This window comes from Paraburkholderia sp. Clong3, assembly GCF_050436485.1.
Lineage (GTDB): Bacteria > Pseudomonadota > Gammaproteobacteria > Burkholderiales > Burkholderiaceae > Paraburkholderia > Paraburkholderia tuberum.
On record NZ_JBNDMH010000003.1, the window covers coordinates 1,671,860 to 1,687,879 of the forward strand.

Annotated in this window: 13 protein-coding genes and 2 pseudogenes; 11 read left to right on the plus strand and 4 right to left on the minus strand. The window is 60.0% G+C overall.

The annotated features are described in order from the left end of the window. Positions 1-262 precede the first annotated feature (262 nt). Positions 263-697 carry a MarR family winged helix-turn-helix transcriptional regulator gene (locus OKW30_RS31095; protein WP_184069440.1) on the minus strand — a complete coding sequence of 145 codons (435 nt, stop codon included), beginning with the start codon at positions 695-697 and terminating at the stop codon, positions 263-265. A gap of 473 nt (positions 698-1,170) precedes the next feature. On the opposite strand from OKW30_RS31095, the gene OKW30_RS31100 reads away from it, so the two are divergent. Together OKW30_RS31100 and OKW30_RS31105 are read left to right on the plus strand one after the other, a co-directional pair. Further along, entirely contained in the window at positions 1,171-3,105 is a 1,935-nt protein-coding gene (locus tag OKW30_RS31100; RefSeq protein ID WP_429348496.1) for a chloride channel protein, read from the plus strand. Continuing rightward, a complete protein-coding gene (locus OKW30_RS31105) occupies positions 3,089-3,343 on the plus strand; it encodes a hypothetical protein (RefSeq protein ID WP_184033945.1) in 255 nt (84 codons plus the stop codon). The genes OKW30_RS31100 and OKW30_RS31105 overlap by 17 nt, the downstream gene beginning before the upstream one ends. Positions 3,344-3,371: 28 nt before the next feature. Here OKW30_RS31105 and pal read toward each other — a convergent pair. After that, positions 3,372-3,872 (minus strand): annotated as a pseudogene (gene pal / locus OKW30_RS31110) (peptidoglycan-associated lipoprotein Pal). Positions 3,873-4,691: 819 nt separating this feature from the next. Between pal and OKW30_RS31115 the strand changes: the two are divergent. The 7 genes from OKW30_RS31115 to OKW30_RS31145 all read left to right on the plus strand — a co-directional run bounded on the left by OKW30_RS31115 (position 4,692) and on the right by OKW30_RS31145 (position 12,023). Continuing rightward, complete coding sequence (locus OKW30_RS31115; RefSeq protein WP_429348497.1) at positions 4,692-5,093, plus strand: chloride channel protein; 402 nt, start codon at positions 4,692-4,694, stop codon at positions 5,091-5,093. Between the two features lie 449 nt (positions 5,094-5,542). Further along, on the plus strand, positions 5,543-6,799 hold the full coding sequence (locus OKW30_RS31120) for an ABC transporter substrate-binding protein (RefSeq protein ID WP_187618219.1): 1,257 nt from the start codon (positions 5,543-5,545) through the stop codon (positions 6,797-6,799). A 116-nt stretch (positions 6,800-6,915) separates the two neighbouring features. Beyond that, positions 6,916-7,758 carry a branched-chain amino acid ABC transporter permease gene (locus OKW30_RS31125; RefSeq protein ID WP_429348498.1) on the plus strand — a complete coding sequence of 281 codons (843 nt, stop codon included), beginning with the start codon at positions 6,916-6,918 and terminating at the stop codon, positions 7,756-7,758. 53 nt (positions 7,759-7,811) lie between these two features. Beyond that, on the plus strand, positions 7,812-8,705 hold the full coding sequence (locus OKW30_RS31130; RefSeq protein WP_260330577.1) for a branched-chain amino acid ABC transporter permease: 894 nt from the start codon (positions 7,812-7,814) through the stop codon (positions 8,703-8,705). Then, complete coding sequence (locus tag OKW30_RS31135; protein WP_184069373.1) at positions 8,702-9,451, plus strand: ABC transporter ATP-binding protein; 750 nt, start codon at positions 8,702-8,704, stop codon at positions 9,449-9,451. Before OKW30_RS31130 ends, OKW30_RS31135 begins: the two co-directional genes overlap by 4 nt. Continuing rightward, positions 9,448-10,176, plus strand: coding sequence for an ABC transporter ATP-binding protein (locus OKW30_RS31140; RefSeq protein WP_184069375.1), 729 nt, complete (start codon positions 9,448-9,450; stop codon positions 10,174-10,176). Before OKW30_RS31135 ends, OKW30_RS31140 begins: the two co-directional genes overlap by 4 nt. 245 nt (positions 10,177-10,421) lie before the next feature. After that, positions 10,422-12,023 carry an APC family permease gene (locus OKW30_RS31145; protein ID WP_429348499.1) on the plus strand — a complete coding sequence of 534 codons (1,602 nt, stop codon included), beginning with the start codon at positions 10,422-10,424 and terminating at the stop codon, positions 12,021-12,023. A gap of 376 nt (positions 12,024-12,399) precedes the next feature. On the opposite strand, the pseudogene OKW30_RS31150 reads toward OKW30_RS31145, so the two are convergent. Together OKW30_RS31150 and OKW30_RS31155 are read right to left on the minus strand one after the other, a co-directional pair. Continuing rightward, positions 12,400-12,522, minus strand: a pseudogene (locus OKW30_RS31150) (ubiquinol-cytochrome c reductase iron-sulfur subunit); the annotation flags it as partial. A 9-nt stretch (positions 12,523-12,531) separates the two neighbouring features. Next, a protein-coding gene (locus tag OKW30_RS31155) for an IS3 family transposase (RefSeq protein ID WP_429346789.1) occupies positions 12,532-13,709 on the minus strand; the annotation gives its coding sequence in 2 pieces (ribosomal slippage) (positions 12,532-13,442 and positions 13,442-13,709; 1,179 coding nt in all). 315 nt (positions 13,710-14,024) lie between these two features. On the opposite strand from OKW30_RS31155, the gene OKW30_RS31160 reads away from it, so the two are divergent. Further along, on the plus strand, positions 14,025-14,756 hold the full coding sequence (locus OKW30_RS31160) for a YfdX family protein (RefSeq protein WP_429348500.1): 732 nt from the start codon (positions 14,025-14,027) through the stop codon (positions 14,754-14,756). 375 nt (positions 14,757-15,131) lie between these two features. Then, the gene (locus OKW30_RS31165; protein WP_090805945.1) at positions 15,132-15,455 is read left to right on the plus strand and encodes a DUF1840 domain-containing protein; all 324 of its coding nucleotides are present in this window, start codon (positions 15,132-15,134) and stop codon (positions 15,453-15,455) included. Positions 15,456-16,020: the final 565 nt, after the last annotated feature.

Sequence of the window (16,020 nt, forward strand, 5' to 3'; positions counted from 1 at the left end):
CCACTCGCGTCCATCGGAAAATGTCATCCAGCGGACTTCGCGCCACAGGCGCCGCTCCTGGCATGACAAGTACGATCGCCCCAATTAAGGCAGGCCTGAAAGCTTCTGGCGCGTCCGTGCGAGGGTAATCACCCATTAGCCCAAGCGGTCTTGGATGTCTTGAGAATGGGTCGTACGTACACGGGCTAAAGGGCTGGCACGCGGAGATCGTCGCTGGCGCGCCGGCCGTCGACAAATGCTCATCCCTGGCGACGCTGCATGATCACCAATCTGGCGATTTGGCCGCTCCGCCAACCAGTGGTGTCTGTTGAACCTGAAACTGCCCCAGAGCCCAACCGAATGACTCGATTTCCCGCTTGTGCAGCATCGCGAGCTTCAACAGGGACCGCTCGCCTTTTTCCGTCAGATGGACCTGCACGAGTCGCCGGTCGGAAGCGTCGGGGCGACGCTCGACGAGCCCGGCGGCTTCGCAGCGGGACACGAGCGCCGCGGTGCCGTTGGGCGCTGCCTGCAACCGTTCAGCCAGTTCGCCGATACTGGCCCAGGAACGGTCGGGAAATCCCCTGACGTGAAGGAGCATCTGATATTGCAGAGGCGTGACTCCTTCCGCGTGAGTAATTTCTTCCGAATACCGCAGGAACCTGCGTAACTGGTAACGGAATGCCGACATGGCTTCGAGATCCTGCTTGTTGGGCATGCCGACCCGGATGTGCGGTGATGTTTGCTTCACTTTGCTACCTGTCTCGTTCGGAACATGGACCAGGCGCCTGAAACCGGATTCTCTGCAGCCTTGCTGAAATCCTGTTGCTCTATCGCAAAGCGCACCGGCAATGCGGCGTGACGGGGTGACAGCGCAAAATCGTATCAGATGGATTGCGTGCCCGCGCCGGATTGAGATGCAGTGAGCGTTGGGTGTTCCGTATCGCCACGACCATCAAGGTTGGTGAACACGCGTTGATAGGACTATAGTGCATGGCACGGCATGACATGATTGCCGAGGCCTGTCTACCCGGTCGCACCGACCGATTCAGGCGGGCGGTGCGATGTTCGATCATCCCCCCAAGACCGCTCGGCTTCTTTCTGCGTGGACCTTGTATTGCGTGCATGGGACCGCTCGAGGCTCCCGCGCCGAACGGTGACGCGGTGTTGTCATGCGAGGAGAGGCGGGATATGGCCCCCACGAAGCTCGACGGCAAGGAAGGAGATTCGGCGCCTCCTGAAAACGCCCAAGAAGTCGCGAAGCCGCTCGACCTCTATCGCATGAGCATGCTGGGGTTCTGCCTCGGGATCGTGACCGGTTTTGGCGCGGTCGTGTTCAGGTTGCTGATCGGCACTATCCATAATGCGGCGTTTCTCGGACGCCTTTCGCCGCTCTACGACGCGAGCCAGTTTACCCCGCCGTCGCCGTGGGGCGCATGGGTGATTCTCGTGCCGGTAGCAGGCGGCTTCGCGGTCACGTGGCTGGTAAGCCGCTTTGCACCGGAAGCAAAAGGGCATGGCGTGCCAGAAGTGATGGACGCGATCTATTTCGGGGGCGGCGTGATCCGTCCGGTCGTGGCGGTCGTCAAGTCGCTCGCATCGGCGATCGCGATCGGCACCGGTGCGGCGGTGGGCCGGGAAGGTCCGATCATCCAGATCGGTTCGGCACTGGGCTCGACGCTGGGTCAGTGGCTGCGGATGCCCGCCAGTCAGCGGATCATTCTCGTTGCGAGCGGCGCGGGGGCCGGCATTGCCGCGACGTTCAATACGCCGATCGGCGGCGTACTGTTCGCGACCGAGCTGATGATGCCGGAAATCAGCGTGGGGACTTTTCTGCCCGTCGCACTGGCAACGGGCACCGCCACGTTCGTGGGACGGCTGTTCTTTGGCGGAGCAGCGGCTTTCCTGGTTCCCCCTCAGCTCGGAGCGCTCGATAACCATCTCGCGAGCGGCTTCACGCTGCTGCTTTACGCGCTGCTCGGGGTCGTGGCCGGCGTGGCGGCCGCGTTGCTGATTCGCGTATTGCACTGGGCGGAGGACGCCTTCGAGCGCGTTCCGGGGCGTTTTGCGCGCCACGCGCTCGGCATGCTGTTCGTCGGCGCAATGATGTATCTGCTGATGCGCTACGCAGGCCACTATTACGTGGAAGGCGTGGGCTACGCAACGATCCAGGCGACGCTCAATGAACAGTTGCAAGGTGGCCTGTTCCTGCTGCTGCTTGCGCTGTGCAAGATCGCCGCGACGTCGGTTAGCCTCGGCTCCGGCTCGTCGGGCGGCGTGTTCTCGCCGTCGCTGTTCATCGGCGCGACGTTGGGCGCCGCGCTGGCGTCCCTGTTCCATCTGCTGGTGCCGGCCGCTCCGGTCAGCGTGCCTGCATTCGCGATGGTCGGCATGGGGGCGGTGGTCGCGGGCGGCACGGGTGCCGCGATGACGGCAGTGGCGATGATCTTCGAAATGACGCGCGATTACGACATCGTGCTGCCGATGATACTTGCGGTTGCGTTCAGCATCGGAACCCGCCGGCTCCTCTCGCGCGAGACGATCTACACGATGAAACTCGTCAGGCGCGGTCATGTCATTCCGGATGCGTTGCACGCCAATATGTTTCTCGTGCAGAACGCGGCGGCGATCATGGAGGCCGACATACTGGTGCTCGACGCGGACGTGCCGTTTCGCGATCTCCTCGATCGCATGGGCGTCGCGCCGTTCCGGCACATCGTCGTCACGAAGGCAGGCATGCTGTACGGCGTGCTGCGCATCAACACCGGCCTGCGCCGCGCGGTCAGCCATGACAATCCGACGGTCACGATCGGGCAGCTCGCGCATCGCAACTTCATCGTCGTGAAGCGATCCGATGCGGCGTTCGAAGTGATCAGCGAAATCCGGCAGCGCCGCGCGGTGATGGCGGTGGTCCTCGTCGATACCGCTGTCGATGGTGCGTTCGACGTGTCCGGCGTGATTGCGAAGGAGCATATTGCGGACGCCGTCGCGCGCAGTATCGATATTTTCCAGCCCCGGGCTCGCGCAAGGACCGCCACGTCGACGCAATCCGTGCGCGTCAACGACGCTTCGTATGCCGTGCACGGCAGGGGTCTCAAGGTGAGCGACCGTGAAGCTGAAAACTGAGTGGCGGACGTTGCGCGAGCGGCTCAAGGCCGCGGCGCACCTTGCGGATTCCGGGAGCACACGGGAAGACCGTTCGCCCGACGCAACCCCCGACCCGCGCGAGTGGGTGATCGTCTATCGCACCGAGCGCGGGTTCTGCTGCATGTACCGGGGCGAGCCGGTCGAATTCGACGAGATGCTGGACGTGCAGATATGGTCGGAGGAAGAGGACGTGCGGCTCTGGTACTTCGGGCTTTGAACTGGTCCGCGCGTCGTGCGCTGCGCAATTAGCGGTATACCAGGTCGGCGCGGCGATTCTGCGACCACGACGCCTCGTCGTGCCCCAGCGCAACCGGTTTTTCTTTGCCCAGACTGACGGCTTCCAGTTGCGTCCCGGGCACGCCAAGCGTTTCCAGCTCACGCATGACGGCCTGCGAGCGCCGCTCGCCCAGGGCGAGATTGTATTCGGTGGTGCCGCGCTCGTCGGTGTTGCCCTATATCAGCACATGCTGGGACGGATGCCGGCGCAGATAGTCCGCATGTGCCTGGAGTAGCGCCTGATAGTCATCCCTGACCGTATAGCTGTCGAAATCGAAATAGATGCTTCGCTTTGCAAGCGGACTGTTGGGATTGTTCAGTTCGTCGATCGTCGAGGGACCGGTACTGAGCGCCGACGCATTGGCAGCCTGGCCGCTCGATGTGACCGTTTGCGGCGTTTTCGTTTCCGAATGACATCCGGCGAGCAGCGCGAGCATCACGAACGTGAGCCGGATCGTGCATTTTTTCATTCTGTCTTCCAGAAAAGTGACGACGTGGAGCAGGACGGTACGTCGAGGGAAGCGACGTCTTGAAGTCTATGTGGCGTTTGCGTGGTGTGCCTCCGTATTTTCCCAGGCGATGCCGCCATCGGAGCAGCCGCCGTTATCTCGCGAAGGTCATCTGAATGAACTCCTGCCGTGTTCCCCCTTCCTGGTTTTACGAAAAAGGTGCAGGAGTCGCTTGAATAAATGTCACAACGTGCTTATCCTACGGGATAGTGGTGTGGGACCTGGCGTGCCGATATTGCATGTTATGGCGTATGGTCCGGCAGCAAGCCCACTCGTTTCAGGCGACAGAAGGCGATTCCCCTCCGCCCAGCTTCACGGCTGGGCTTTTTTTGCGTTGATCCATATCTGACGTTGAAACCGTCTGCCACTTTCTTCCGCGTCCTGGACAGAAGAACGCTGCAACATGTTCGGCGGCTTTGGTTCCACTATGGAATCTTCTGGGTGAGCCCGTTGGTCACCGCTCTCGTCGCAGTGCTGGAAGCGCATCTGATTGACGCAGATCGTGACATATTACGGCGTACTACCACCGTCTACTGATGGCTGCCTCTGCTGCTCACGCCGGCTATCGGCGCAGCCGGAGTTTGGATCACAAGCCGGTTCATTCCCGGCGCGGGAGGCAGCGGCAATCCTCAGGTGATCGCCACGCTGTATGGTCGCGGCAGACTTGCGCCGCCGCTTTCGGGATCCTGATCGGCAAGATCGTGGCGTCATTCCTGCCCATTTTCGGCGGCATCATCCATCGGCCGCGAAGGGACGACGATCCACGTCGGCGCATCGCTGATGCTTAACCTGCGGCACTTCCAACCCGCGCGACTTCGGACCATCCGCGGCGTCGATCTCGAGCACAGGCTCGCGTTCGCCGGCGCCCCCACAGGCCTGTCGGCGGCGTTCAATGCGCCGCTTGTGAACGCGGTCTTTGCCATCAACGAATTGACCCGCAGCTTCGAGGCACGCATGAGCGGCGTGATCATTACGGCCATCGTTCTCCCCGGGGTCGTTTCGCTCAGTTTGCATGCTCAGTCTGCAGGGCAGCTACAACTACTTCGGCGCAATCGAAGTAGGCAATTACATGCCCGGTCTACTTGCCGTCGCGGTGCTGCTGATCAGCGTCATCTCCGGGTTGGCAAGGCCTTCGTGATTGTCATCGCGATGATCAATAGGGACGCACTGGTCATTCGCTGATGGCGACCGCGCTGATTGCCAGCCCAAACGCATTACGTGACGGCGTGTACGCCGCGTTGGCGCAATCTTTGACAACCGGATCGGTTGCGAGCGCGACCACTGCCGACGATGCTGCCAGATCTCCCAACACCCGGCGCGAGCATCGGAGTTGTTCCAGATGCCTCAATGGAGGAAGGGTTCTTCAGAGTGGAGGTTTTCCCGAGTCTCTTTCATGCGCATCCCGGGACATTTACTGAAGCGCTTTACCCGCGCACCGCGCCGGTGTGCGTTGAATCACCGCGATAGACCGGCTGGCACTCAGATGTTTCGTTACATCTCATGGAATTATGTCATATCGTGCACTAACATTTGATATGCGTTGGAAATCCGAAGCGTAGAAATCGGAACCAGCTTTCCCAGGAGGAGAGCGCGAGCATTGCTCGGACGTGTCCATTCTGTGGGAGACCGAAATGAGAAGACTATCGACCGCGGGCCGACGGCATCGCCGGCTCGTACTGAAGGCTGCTGCCGCAGCCGGAATTGCGCAGATCGGCGCACCCTTCATCATCAAGGCGCGCGGAGAGGTTCCAATCAAATTCGGGCTCGACGACCCGTTGACAGGTACCTACGCCGAACTCGGCAAGAACGAGCAAATGGGTTGCGAATACGCGATCGATCAGATCAATGCGCGCGGGGGCATATTGGGTCGTCCGGTTCAGCTCATCGTGGAGGATTCCACCAGCGCGGATACTGGCGCTGCTGTACAGAAGGCGCGCAAGCTGATCGAACGTGACAAGGTGGACTTCCTGCTCGGCAATGTCAACTCGGCTATGGCGCTTGCGATCGGGCAGGTTTCAAACGAATTGAAAACACTGCATATTGTGACGGGTGGGCATACCGACGCCGTGACCGGTACAGATTGTCACTGGAACGTCTTTCGGGTCTGCAATACGACGAGGATGGAAACCAACTCGGTATCGAAGGTCCTGTTCGACCGGTACGGGAAAAAATGGTTTTTCATCACCCCCGATTACGCATTTGGCCACACCTTGCAACTCGGCTTCGAGGCGAGCCTGAAGAAGTTCGGAGGGGTGGAGGCTGGAGCCGCGTTGGCGCCGCTTGGCACCACCGACTATTCGTCATATTTGATCAAGGCGCAGGCTGCCGATCCTGACGTCATCCTGTTTCTTACCGCAGGTCAGGATGCTGTCAATTCGCTTAAGCAGGCGGTGCAGTTCGGCCTTAACAAGCGTTTCCACATCGCCGGGGCGCAGCAGGAACTGGAGGTGCTCGAGGGCTTGCCGCCGGATGCGCGAATCGGTACGTGGGTATTCGAATGGTACTGGGACCAGCCCAACGTACCCCACGTAGCGGAATACGTGGCCGGCATCCGTAAGAAGGCCGGGAGAGTGCCGACTGCCAGACACTGGTTCGGGCACGTCGCTGTCAATAGCGTTGCACTCGTCGCTAATCAGGAGAAGACGCTTGACGCAGTGAAACTGGCGCGGGCTCTCGAAGGCTTCAAGTTGCCGCCGGACGTAGGGCTGATGCCGGACACACCGTTCTATCGGGCCGGCAACCATCAGCTCATGCCGGATCTCTATGTGGGACATGCGGTAGCGCAGGGACCTAGACCTGATGATCTATTCCACGTCGATCAGCTGGTAAAGGGCATCGACGCGGCGCTGCCGGTCAGCGAAACCGGCTGCCGTCTCACATGGGCATGACCGGTTCGGGAAGCCAGACAGGGGGCTGAGTGCCTAATGACGTCGCGCTGCCGCAACTGCCGCGCGACCGATGAGCCGGGACATCGGAAGCGGACGTCGGCAGCACAGGTAACGGTATGACGCAACTGATCCTGTTCAACGTTTTCAACGGTATGGCGCTTGGCCTGTCGCTGATCCTGAATCTGAGCGGTGTCATCAACTTCGCGCACGGCGGATTCCTGGCAATTGGCGCTTACCTCGCCTACACGATCATGCCGTATGTCGGCTTTTGGGCGGCGCTTGTTATTGCACCCTTGCTGACGGCTGCTATCGGACTGCTGATCGAGCGGGTACTGATTCGCCCGCTGTATGGAAGAGATCCCCTATACAGTCTGCTGCTCACGTTCGGGCTCGCGTTTCTGCTGCAGGACGGTAGCCGCTATATCTGGGGGCCTCAGACATTGCCGTACCAGATTCCGGACGCGCTGAACCAGCCGTTGACGTCCTCGTTATTCTTTCTAACGGGCTATCGTGTGTTCATGGTCGTTCTGGTTGTGATCGTCGTGGCGGCGCTCTTCATGTTCCTGAAGTTCACTCGATCCGGCATTCGTATCCGCGCTGGTGTCGGAGACCTCGAAACGGTCGCGACACTGGGCGTGAATGTACGGTGGCTTCGCAGCATGAATTTCGGCCTCGGCATCTTTCTCGCGGGGCTGGCTGGCGTACTGGCAGCCGGCATGCTCGGACTGCAACCGACCATCGGTGATTCGCTCATCATGCCGAGTTTCGTTGCGATCATCGTCGGGGGACTGGGCAGCCTGCCGGGTACGCTGCTCGGCGGCATTCTTATTGGCGTCGCTTCTGGCCTGACTTCTGTCTTTTTCCCGTCCGCGACCGAAGCGGTGATTTACGTCCTGATGGGGCTAGTGCTGCTCGTACGTCCGCGCGGACTGCTGGGTGAGGAAGGGAGGGTCCAGTGAGATCATCACTGCAACTCGCGGGGAATGCGGCGGTCTGGCTGGCGCTCGCTGCCATGCCGTACTGGATCACCTGGCTCGGCGGCTATACGGCACTTGGTACACGCGTAGTAGTAATGGCATTGGCGGCGATGGCGCTCAATTTTCTACTCGGTTTTACTGGCGTGTTGTCGTTCGGTCACGCGGCATATTTTGGTCTCGGCGCGTATGGCGTTGGTATGACGATCCGTTATCTGGTGCCGAATACGCCGCTTGGTATCGTCATTGGGGTCGCGGCCGGCACGCTGGCGGCGGCGCTCATCGGCGCGCTGATTGTCAGGCTTCGGGGCGTCTATTTCGCGATGGCGACGATCGCATTCGGCCAGGTGTTCTACTTCGTCGCCTTTCGCTGGAACGCCGTGACTGGCGGCGACGATGGACTCTCCGGATGGCATCGCATGCCTCTCCACTTTGGCCAGCAGAGAATCGACATTCTTGGCAACAGCACCGTGTTTTACTATTTCGTTCTGCTTTGCTTTGCCGTGTCGGTTGGCGTCATGACTGCGCTGTTGCGCTCTCCGTTTGGCCGTACGCTTCTGGCGATACGCGAGAACGAAAAGCGGGCGCGCTTCCTCGGGCTGCCGGTGGAGCAGCATATCTGGCTGTCGTTCGTGATCTCCTGCTTTTTCGTGAGTTTTGCCGGTACCTTGTACGCGCTGCTCAATAACTTCGCCGATCCGCATGATCTGCGGTGGGACCAGTCAGGCGATTTTGTGATCATGGCCGTGCTGGGGGGAATGCGCTCGTTGTGGGGACCGCTGATCGGCGCGGCCGTCTTCGTGCTGGTTCAGGATTACATCTCCACACGGACTGAGAACTGGATGTCGTTTATCGGCCTGCTGTTCATCCTCGTCGTTCTGTTCTTTCCCCGTGGCGTGCTGGGCATCCGGACGGGCGGGGTGCGTTCATGAGCCTGCTCGTAGTCGATCACGTATCTCACCGGTTCGGCAATCTTCGCGCGGTTAGCGATGTTTGCCTGACTGTGGAAGCCGGTGAGCTTCGCGCGGTAATTGGGCCTAACGGTGCAGGAAAGACGACGTTCTTCAACCTGATCAGTGGGTTCTTTCCGCCTACGTCGGGGCGTATCGTGTTCGACGGACGCGACGTGACCCGGCTTGCGCCTCATCGCCGCGTTGCCATGGGAATGGCGCGGACCTTCCAGATTACGGAAGTTTTTCCTGAGTTGTCCGTTCGCGATAATCTGCGGATTCCGGTCGAACTTCGGGCCGGGCACAGGCTCTCGCCGTGGCTCTCGAGGGCGGCGCGCACGACCGTCAACCAGCGGCTGGAAGAATTGCTCGTGCTCGGCGGACTCGAGCAGCGTGCGCGCCGGTTGGTGGGTGAGCTGTCGCTTGGCGACCAGCGAGCCACGGAAATCATCATGTCGCTCGCACTCGAACCCAGGCTCCTGCTCCTCGACGAACCGACCGCGGGGATGGGAGATCAGGAAACCTACGACGTGACGCAACTGATACGACGCCTGCACCGCGATCGATCGCTGACGATGATTCTGATCGAGCACGACATGCGCGTCATCTTCCAGCTGGCACAGCGCATCATGGTGCTCGCCGAAGGCAGGATTCTGGCAGAAGGAACGCCCGAAGAAATCACCGGCAATCAAGCCGTGCAAGCAGCCTATCTGGGAACAGCAAAATGAGTGCCCTGGTTGCCGAGGGACTGCAGACCTGGTATGGCAAGAGCCACATTCTGCATGACGTATCGGTGGACGTTGACGACGGCCAGATTGTCGCCCTAGTAGGGCGCAACGGCGCCGGCAAGACGACAACCATGCGAAGCCTGATGGGATTGACCCGGCCACGCGCGGGAAGGGTGAACATTCTAGGCCGCGAAACGACCGGCTGGCCGCCAGACCGGGTCGCGTCGCTCGGTGTCGGATATGTGCCGGAGGGGAGGCGCATATTCGCGGGTCTCAGCGTGGAAGAAAATCTGCTTGTGCCCAACGGGCGCACCGGTCCTTGGACGATCGCACGTGTGTTTGAGCTTTTTCCCCGGTTACGCGAGCGTCGGAACAGCAAGGGCCGGCAACTCTCCGGAGGGGAGCAGGAAATGCTCGCGATCGCACGCGGCCTGCTGCTCAACCCACGCGTACTGCTTCTCGATGAGCCGTCTCAAGGTCTCGCACCGTTGATGGTGCAGGAAGTGTTTGAAGTTATCGTCAGAATGCGCGCCGAAGGCATGTCGGTGCTTCTGGTTGAGCAGAACGTTCGAGCGGCTGTCGAGATTGCCGACGCGGCTTGCGTGCTGGACGATGGTCGGGTCGTTTTTTCCGGATCCGCGCAAGAACTTGCGCGCGACGAAGCTCGTGTGCGTACTCTGGCCGGGGCCAGTGCGAGCGATTGGCGCATGCTCGACGATGCTTGAATCGCATGAAGCCATGCCACGAATCTGAAATGGCACAGTGTGAACTAACGCTCGTCGAAGCGCACAGGCATTTCCAAGCCCTTTAATTGTCGCTTCGGTTCACGGCGGGGATTTTATCGCCGTCTTTACGGTCGAAGCGTTCAGGGTGAGCCGTTCATGTATGACGGTGCGCGGATGCGCACCGCCTCTTTCGCGCAACGCCGGTTCAAAAACCGAACTTCGGGGCAGGCGCAAGGAGACCAGAAATGAGCACGATTCCCGACCTGACGCTATCGGGCAAACTGCGTCGCGATGCTGGGATAGTGGGGTTGCTGTTCGCAAGCACCACTAGCATGATTGGTTCAGGGTGGCTGTTCGGTGCCTACCATGCATCGAGAATAGCCGGTCCGTTGAGCATAGGCAGTTGGGCGCTCGGCGCTGTCATCATCATGCTGATTGCGCTATGTTTTGCGGAGCTTGCCGCCGTTTTTCCTCGTAGTGGGGCGCTGGTTCATATGAGCCACGCGAGCCATGGCGACGGACTCGGAAGGTTGTGGTGCTGGCTGCTCTTCCTCGCCTATGTCCCGGTGCCTGCAGTCGAAGCCGAAGCAATCGTCACTTATGCAAGCAACTATCTGCCATGGCTGATCCGTCCTGGCTCCGCCGGGGTGCTGAGTTTGGCGGGCTTCTTCGTGTGCGCCGGTTTGCTCGGAATCACCGCGCTGCTGAATCTGATGGTGATCAGGTGGCTGCTCAACGTCAATTCAACCATTACGTGGTGGAAAATTCTGGTGCCGATACTGACCATCGTCGGCTTGATGGCAGCGAGCACCCACTGGGATGTCGTGCGTGCGGCGCCTGACACCTACAAGCTCTCCGGCATGTTCACGGCACTTCCCGCAGCAGGTATCGTTTTCAGCTATTTGGGCTTCCGTACTGCGATCGACCTCGGCGGCGAAACGGCCAATCCACATCGCGACATTCCGCTAGCCGTGATTGGCTCGGTCGTGCTCGCTGCAGTGGTTTACATCATGTTGCAAGTGGCCTTTATCTGGGCGCTGTCGCCGGTCGATCTCGCGCACGGATGGGCACACCTCAGCTTCAAGGGGGAAATGGGACCGTTCGCTGGACTTGCCGCGACGCTCGGGCTCGGCTGGATGGCGACGCTTCTATATATCGACGCCTATATATCGCCTGGCGGCACGGGGCTGATGTATGTAACCGGCGGATCGCGCGTCCTCTTTGCTACGGGCGAAATGGAGGCAGGTCCCCGTATGCTGACAAAGCTGAACCGCAACAAGGTGCCATGGCTGGCGGTTCTCGTGATGTGGGTCGTTGGCACCATTTTCCTGCTGCCGTTTCCTGCATGGCAGAAGATGGTCGACTACATTACGTCGGTTACGGTGCTGACATATGGTCTTGGTCCGGTCGCGTTGCTGGTGTTGCGCCGTAACCTTCCGGAACTGCATCGTCCATTTCGCATGTGGGCCGCGCCCGTGCTGGCGCCAGTCGCATTTATCTGCAGCAACCTCGTAATATATTGGACTGGCTTTGCAACGAACACCTTTCTGTTTGCGCTGGTGGCGATCGGTTTCGTACTCTACGCGGCGTACTACCACATCGTCTTGCGCAAAGCTGCGAAAGACTTCGGCTGGAACAACATTGCGTGGCTGTTGCCGTGGTTTGGGGGCATCTGGTTATTGTCGTGGCTCGGCGGCATCGGTGGCGGACTCGGTGTGATCGGATTCGGTTGGGACATTCTTCTAGTGGCGCTCTGGAGCGTGATCGTGATGAGGCTCGCAATGCGCTGCGCGTTGGGCGTCGAGCAGACGCGAGCAATGATGGAGCGAATGGACGCGACGAGTTGACTGGCAACGCCATCGTTCAGCGAAGGAGGAGTCAACGGAAGCTCTATCCGTTAGCGGGCGCTTGAAGGGACTACCCGAGTACCCGCCTGAACTGCAAGCCAGACTTCCAACGGTGAGATCTGGTCAGGGAGTCGCGCTCATGTAATGAGCGGGGATCGAGCAAGACTTGTCTAACCGGAAGCGAAGGGCAGAATGAGCGCCCTCTTCATGCATACCCCACCGTTGTCGAGCACGGCAGACCACCGCAGCAGAGGCGGCCAGCGTGCACGCTCTCTTTGTTCGCCCTCCACGACAGTCGGACTCGGCGCCTCGGACGCGTGCGGTGGTTGGAACGCGATGCGCTGCAAGTAAGAAGGTTGTACGGGCTCATGCCAGACTATGCCTCGCCTTGTTCATCTTTCCCGATAGTAACGGTAGTGGAAGACGCAAACATGTAGCGGGGCACATCAAGATTCTGGGGGGCGGGTTTGTCCCTGAACACACGGCCGGCCAGGTCATATTGTGGTGGTCAAGTAATTTCGGACAGGCAGATAGGTTCTTTTGCTGTCGATTTCGCCTCGTAGGCGGCGGGCGACAGATAGCCCAAAGTCGAGTGCAAGCGCACGGGGTTGTAGAAGCCGACGATGTACTGCGTGATGTCCTGCCGTGCCTCGTCGTGATTGGCGTACCGGCGCTGCCATACGCGCTCCATCTTCAGGTTCAGGAAGAAGCGTTCCATCACCGAATTGTCCCAACAATTTCCCTTGCGGCTCATGCTGCAAACCACGTGATGCCGCTTGAGCAAGGCTTGATATGCGTCGCTTGCATATTGGCTGCCACGGTCCGAATGCAGGACCAATCCCGGCACTGGCCGGCGTTGCTGCAACGCCATGGTCAGTGCCGACATGACCAATCCGGCCGGCATGCTGGGTGCCATGGACCAGCCCACGACCTTGCGCGAGTAAAGGTCCAGCACGACCGCCAGATAAAGCCAGCCCTGGGCCGTGCGGATATACGTGATATCCGAAACCCACGCCCGATTCGGCTCAGCCACGTCAAACTGACGGTCCAGCACGTTCTCGGCCACCGGCAACGTATGCTTGCTGTCGGTCGTCGAAACGAACTTGCGCTTCCACGTCGTGCGCAAGTCCGCTTCGCGCATCAGCGTGCGCACCCGATGGCGGCCCGTGCGAAGCCCTTGCTCGCGTACGGCATGCATCACACGCCGGCTGCCGTAGCTCGCGCCGCTGGCAGCAAATGCTGCCCTGATGTGGGTCTGCTCATGCAGGCGCTTTGGGCTCGGCTTGGCGCGCCGGTGCGCATAGTAGCCCGAGCGGCTTACCCCCAATACCCGGCACGCGGCACTGACCGATACGGCCTTCTCTTGCAAGTGGGCTACCGCGCGGTAACTCACTTCAGTTCCCGTGCAAAGAAGGCCGAGGCTTTTTTTAGCAGGGAGTTGTCTTCACGCAGTTGCCGGTTCTCCGCCTCCAGTTGCCGAATGCGTTGCTGTTCGGCCGTCAGCGGCTTGCCCGCGCCAGCACCGCCCGCGCATTCCGCGTCGTACTGCGCCAGCCAGCGCCGTACCCCCGTCTCGCCAAGGTCCATCGACCGGCAAACCTCGCCCACCGACAAGCCTTGGTCTCGTATCATCTTCACCACTTCCAGCTTGAAGCTGGCATCGAATTGTCGGCGCTTCCTTGTCATCTAGCTCTGTTCCTCGTCGATTCCGGATTGTCCTCCTATCGACCTGTCCGAGGGAATTAGACCATTACAATATGTCGAGCCGTGATGCGAACGCTATCTGGCGAGGTCCGGTTCTTCGCACTACCCAGTGCTGCCGCCTTGCGTCCGGATGGCTCCTTCTTAAGCGTCCTTTAAGCACCAAGGCCTAGCTTTAAAGCGTCAACTGTTCGAAGTTCAAGCCCTGTGAAAGTCTCGCATGCCATATGCGCCGCCGATGTGAGCGCGCAAGGCCGCATGGGACGTCTGGAACTGGACACTCGCTGAGGAGAATGAACCATGAAAAGGCATCAGGTTATCGCTGTCACGTGCGCGTTGCTCTCCGCCGCCTATTGTGGTGCGACCGTGCAGGCCGCCGAGTCCCCGCGGGCCGTCGCGTCGGACATGGGCAAAGTCTCGGGGAAAGGAAACGAGGCCTTCCAGCAGATCGAACTTGCGCGACTCGCAATCTTCAACGGTAACGGTTCGGAGGCCGCCACGCTTGTAAAAGCCGCCCAGAAATCACTGCAGGAAGCGCAGGCTGACAATACTGCTTTTACCAAGGCTGAAAAAGACTTGAAACTTCCGCCCACGGCTTCCAGCGCGCCGCATGTCCAAGCGGACGTCGCTCGCGCTTCGCAGGAGCTGATGTGGCTTCCAGTTGGCGCTGACGTAACTATCACCGACAATCTCGCCCAGTCTTCCGAGAAATCCAAAGCGGTGGCATCCGCGAATGAGCACATCAAGCAAGGTCAGCGGGATCAGGCGCTCAACGCCCTGAAGGTCGCGAATATCAACGTTGCCTACACCATGGAACTCGTTCCGCTAAAACTGGTGATCGCGGACGTCAATGACGCTGCGAGGCTGATCTCTCATCACCAGTACTATCAGGCAAATGACGCGCTCCGGCAGGCGGTGGCGAGCGTGCGGTATGACTGGGTCGACCTGGACGCCATTCCTCAGCACGCACAAACCGCACAATTGGCTTCGAAGCCTGCCGAGCATCCCGCCTCGTCCGCGAGCGCACGATGAATCTGTCCGCGATGCCAAAGCGTCCCTGGCGGTACAGAGGGACAATTTAGCGTTAGCTTATTCTGAAGGGGCATCACGCCCCCAAAGAGCAGTCGATCATGGCATTTATTGCCTCCGCTTATGCCACAACACAACGAGCGTCGTGCGCAGCTAATGAGCGCTGCCCGCGAGTTAGATTCATGTCGTCCTGCCTGTTCGCCGGTAGGGTATGGTCCCCGCATCTGATCTTTATATAGCACAATGTGCTACATTGGCCTACACTTTGGATATCGGGATTAGCGCAAGCCTCGTTACTGGTTATAAGCGTCGATTGCATCAGGCGGCCGTCTCGGCGGCCGTCGCAACGGCACAGTTGTCCTTCGCGGAGAGGTCTGTATGCTTGTTACGTTCAAGTGCCGTTCAACTCCGGACGTCGTCATGCTGCGGAACCTCGCGGAATATCTCCTCGCAGCCATTGGTAAGCAAGTCGCCACTCGTGGCGTCATCAGCCACGACGAACTGGGTACGGTGATAACGCGACTTGAACGCGCTATCGAAGATCAGGCACGCACTGAATTAGCCCTCAACGTCCTCCATCACGTGCCGAACGACCATAGTTCAAACAGTGCGGCCGCGACCGTCGAACATCGCGCCTGGCCATTGCTCGACATGATGCGCGAGGCCCATCGCCATGGCGACGATATTCTCTGGGGTATTTAGACCGTTGGAGCGCTGCGGCGCAGGCGCACGTCTTCGTTATCGCCAGACAACGCCGATGCCCTTGTCAGCGCAAGGGCGTTCCAGGGGATAGACGCGATAAGTCTGCAGATGCGACCTGACGTTCAAAGGATCATCGTCGCCACGCGCATCGAACCCGGCGCCGGCGCATCATCTATTAGCGACCTGCCGCATCGGACCAATAATTCTCGACATGTCGCGAAGCTAAATGATTGCGATCCGACGTAATCTGCGCGAGCGGTAAATCGCGCGTGCCCTTCGTCGTGCGGCCGTAGGACGAGAGGTCTGGCCGCATCCGAACCGCTTCCGGGAGCGGGAGCCCTCGCGGCGCTCAGGGTTCCAATGACCGTCTGGGGATCGTTGAAGGCCGCATAAAAGAGCGCGCGGTCCCAGATCACCAGGGTCTCAAGCAGCACGCCGGCGGCGGTGCCGCGCGCGACAGGAGCGAGGGCTCACGGGCCGGGTTTTAAGTTTCGTTTAAGTTTTCGCGTCTAAATTCCGAGAAATGTCATGTCGTGCCATAATATTGCGCCAGGCTTTCAGCGGG

Bases quoted from the DNA above. Each gene is read 5' to 3' on its own strand.
- OKW30_RS31095 (WP_184069440.1), bottom strand. From the start codon at position 697: ATGCCCAACAAGCAGGATCTCGAAGCCATGTCGGCATTCCGTTACCAG.
- OKW30_RS31100 (WP_429348496.1), top strand. From the start codon at position 1,171: ATGGCCCCCACGAAGCTCGACGGCAAGGAAGGAGATTCGGCGCCTCCT.
- OKW30_RS31115 (WP_429348497.1), top strand. From the start codon at position 4,692: ATGCTTAACCTGCGGCACTTCCAACCCGCGCGACTTCGGACCATCCGC.
- OKW30_RS31120 (WP_187618219.1), top strand. From the start codon at position 5,543: ATGAGAAGACTATCGACCGCGGGCCGACGGCATCGCCGGCTCGTACTG.
- OKW30_RS31125 (WP_429348498.1), top strand. From the start codon at position 6,916: ATGACGCAACTGATCCTGTTCAACGTTTTCAACGGTATGGCGCTTGGC.
- OKW30_RS31130 (WP_260330577.1), top strand. From the start codon at position 7,812: ATGCCGTACTGGATCACCTGGCTCGGCGGCTATACGGCACTTGGTACA.
- OKW30_RS31135 (WP_184069373.1), top strand. From the start codon at position 8,702: ATGAGCCTGCTCGTAGTCGATCACGTATCTCACCGGTTCGGCAATCTT.
- OKW30_RS31140 (WP_184069375.1), top strand. From the start codon at position 9,448: ATGAGTGCCCTGGTTGCCGAGGGACTGCAGACCTGGTATGGCAAGAGC.
- OKW30_RS31145 (WP_429348499.1), top strand. From the start codon at position 10,422: ATGAGCACGATTCCCGACCTGACGCTATCGGGCAAACTGCGTCGCGAT.
- OKW30_RS31160 (WP_429348500.1), top strand. From the start codon at position 14,025: ATGAAAAGGCATCAGGTTATCGCTGTCACGTGCGCGTTGCTCTCCGCC.
- OKW30_RS31165 (WP_090805945.1), top strand. From the start codon at position 15,132: ATGCTTGTTACGTTCAAGTGCCGTTCAACTCCGGACGTCGTCATGCTG.